At 60.7% G+C, this 3,242-nt stretch carries 4 protein-coding genes; 3 read left to right on the forward strand and 1 reads right to left on the reverse strand.

Features of this window, described 5'->3' with window-relative positions; translation table 11 throughout:
- Window positions 1-202 precede the first annotated feature (202 nt).
- Window positions 203-1,681: a hypothetical protein gene (locus tag OPU69_RS19810; protein WP_498513278.1), complete on the forward strand. Its 1,479-nt coding sequence runs from the start codon at window positions 203-205 to the stop codon at window positions 1,679-1,681.
- A gap of 9 nt (window positions 1,682-1,690) precedes the next feature.
- A complete protein-coding gene (locus OPU69_RS19815) occupies window positions 1,691-1,966 on the forward strand; it encodes a hypothetical protein (protein WP_444562584.1) in 276 nt (91 codons plus the stop codon).
- Here the strand turns inward: OPU69_RS19815 and OPU69_RS19820 are convergent.
- Window positions 1,946-2,827 carry a lytic transglycosylase domain-containing protein gene (locus tag OPU69_RS19820; protein WP_498513280.1) on the reverse strand — a complete coding sequence of 294 codons (882 nt, stop codon included), beginning with the start codon at window positions 2,825-2,827 and terminating at the stop codon, window positions 1,946-1,948. The genes OPU69_RS19815 and OPU69_RS19820 overlap by 21 nt on opposite strands.
- A gap of 187 nt (window positions 2,828-3,014) precedes the next feature.
- Between OPU69_RS19820 and OPU69_RS19825 the strand changes: the two genes are divergently transcribed.
- A partial coding sequence (locus OPU69_RS19825) for a CHC2 zinc finger domain-containing protein (protein ID WP_498513282.1) occupies window positions 3,015-3,242 on the forward strand: 228 nt, incomplete at its 3' end.

Here is a 3,242-nt window from a genome sequence, read left to right on the forward strand (position 1 = left end):
TGAAAGGGAGGTCAGCGACGCAGACATGAAAAACCCGGGCAGCGCCCGGGCCTTTCGAAGGAAGCTGTAATTTGCCGCGCCAAAGCGTGGCGAGAGACACCGGCAAGCTACCTGCTCCCTGACAACTTGCAAGCATTTTTCGCAACGTTTGCGGGCAATGTTCTTTGTCTGTGCCGCACCTCAGGACTGAGGGAGCGAAGGGATGACTATTGTCCAGAATCAGGCAGCCTGGGAGGTGAATAGCCGCCGCCGGGGAGGGCCAGCAGCGATCGGCGCCTGTCTGCCAAAACTTGGGATGCTCGAGACCGAACAGCTGACCAAGATCGGTTTCATGGAAGACCCGGCAGATCGGGCAAGACATGCAGCGCGCGTGAGCAAGATGATGCGAGGGTTCGGACATACCGGGACCGAAAGTGCAGGAAGACAACGTCGGCGCAAACTGCTCGATATCATCGAGACCTTCGCGAGAATGCCGCCCGTGACGATCGATGTTCCGAGGATCGTCTGGCGCGATCTTTACGATGCCGCCGCGAGCATCGCCGCCATGAATATCGACTGGGACAGCCGCTGCGGCCCGCTCATCGCCGCCTCGAACGACCATCTCAAATGCCGGATCGGATGGACCGCCGCGCGCAAGAACATCAGGCGCCTTGCCGAATACGGCCTGATCATCCCCTATTGCCTCGCGGGCAACGGCAAACGATTTCTTGGATCACGAGACAGCCTGGATCGCTCTGACGCCTCAGGATGGTCGCTAGCCCCGCTGCTCCTCCTCGAAGATTACCTCACACAGCTCGCCGCCACCGAAAAGGCCCTGGCCGAACAGAACCTGATCCTGCCCAAGGAGATTCGAAAGGCAACAAGCAGCGCCTACCGGCTGCTGCGGCCGTTCGAGCAGGGCCACCCTTGGGCTGACAAGGCCAGAAAGAAGCTCGATGCGATCGCTGCGGCGCGGCGCACATACCAGAGGCGGAAAGGATCCATGGACGCGATCGGAGTGCTCGGCCGCCTCGCCGAGGTCGCAACGCGGCTGCTTGATCGGTTGTCAGAGCGCATATCGCTCGGCGAGATTGCGTCGCTGACACCTTCCGGGGACACTACGGTGCCCCGGGATGACCATCATCAATACAGCCCTGAAGAAGCTCTTGAATCCGTATACGGCTTGGCAGAGGGCGCTTGCCGCCAGGAACCTGATGAACTTCGAACCACGTCTGATGCCGACAGGGCGAAGCATGAAACAGCCGATGCTTGCCAGAGTGCGCTGGTCTCAACCGACGCGAATGATGTCTACGGCATCCAGCGATCGGGTTTCGTTTGGGCCGAAGCCCCTGCCCTCTTCCCCTTTATCGACGGCATGGTCGAAATTGGGAGACGGCCCGGCCTGACCGAGCTTCACGCGGTCGCTCGCGTCTGCCAGTTAGGTCAGGGTACGGCCGCTCGGGCAAGCGCCATACTGGGCACAGAGATCGCACTCCTGTGCGCGCTAATCACCGGGCATCACCTGGCTAGCGGACAAATCCGCAAGAACCCCGATGCATACATGCAGGCACTGGTGCGGCGCGCCCGCAGCGGTGAGCTCAATCTCGGCCACACTCTGCTCGGCCGCAAAAAGGCAGTATTCGGCCAGGGGGATACAAGAGCTTCGAAAATGCGTATCTCTCTTCGATCATCGCTGCACTAGGTCCGACTCATGAAGCAGGAAGCCCTTATCGCTTGGACATCGCTCTACATCGGCGTGGGAATGATGGCGCTGATCTGCGCAGTGCTCGCGATAGTAGTGACTGCCGACGACTGGCGCAGTGGCAGATGGCGACCCACGCACCAAACGGGGCTCCAGAAAGCTCTGGTCATCCCGAAGCTCTGGCTGCGCTGGCAGCTCAACTACCTCAAGGGCGCGCCCGTCATCCTGGCGATCAGTGTGTACTATGCTTGGCACGTTGGGTTCTCAGTGTTCTGGAACGTCTGATCGTCCGTCGAACGAGGCAAGCATCACCCGGCGAAACGGATTGGGCGCGGGAAGCGTCGCCGAGGCCAGCGACACGCCGCCGGTCGAATTCGGGGTGGCAATCGAGCCCATGATGGTGCGCACATAGTTGCGGGTCTCACGAAACGGCGGGATGCCGCCAAACTGGTCGACACGGCCCGGGCCTGCATTGTAGGCAGCCAGTGCAAGTTCCCATGTCCCGAAGCGATCCAGCTGCTCGCGCAGATACCGCGCACCGCCGACAAGGTTTTGCCGAACATCCCAAGGGTCGGTGACACGCAGATATTGCGCCGTGCCAGGCATCAGCTGAGCCATGCCCATCGCACCGGCGCTGCTTCGCGCGAAGGGACGATATCTGCTTTCCTGCGCCAGTAAGGCGTCAAACAGAACAACGGGCACGCCGGCATCGCAAGCCACGTCGACGATCAGGTTGAAATAGGCTGTCCGGCGAGCCTGGGCATCCCTGCTGATACCATATCGCGGGAAGAAGCTGCGGGACTGGCAGAGTGAGTCATCCTGCAAAGGGCGAAAGGGTGAAGAAGCAGGGCCCATGAATGATGCACCTGCCCGCATCCACGAAGGAACAGCGGGACGCGCGGCATACGGATTGATCGTGAAGCTGTGAGGGATCAACTCAAAGTCGCCGTTCAACTCTGGTGAAAACGCATCCACTGGAGCCGGAGGCGGTTCCACTGATTGCTCAAGATCGGCTGCCGCGCGCAACTGTGGGGCGAGCACAGCGAAGTCCGGTTTTGCCTCTGGCGAAAACACGTCGAGAATGGCTTCGCGCGCCGATGATGGCGTCGGCGTCAAAGCGACGAGCACGAACAGGAGATTTTTCATTACCACACCTTTCGGCGTGGTTCGGATATCGCCCCTCGTTTCTAAATGAACAGGCGGCGCATGGCAATCGCCCACAATCTGGCATCGCACAGAAGAAAGGGGCGGTGGCCATCGCGAGCCGTGCCGGAGAACGTCGGGTCGATCCAAAGGGGAAAGATGGTGGGGGTGAGCTGAGAGGAGCGAATTTATGCTGATTGCGCTCAGACCCACCCAGGAGACCATCGACATCGTTGCTGCACTGAAGGGCCGTTGGCACGGTTCCTATGCGATGTGCGTCTGCCCCGCGCACGCAGACCGAACGCCGTCGCTTTCAGTCCGGCAGGGCGAGCGGGGTATTCTGGTCCACTGTTTTGCGGGATGCCGCAGCGAGGATGTCCTGCGCGCAATCGGTCGGACCAAACCGATCCTGAATTCC

The sequence above is a fragment of the Blastomonas sp. 34TW genome (genome assembly GCF_059803595.1).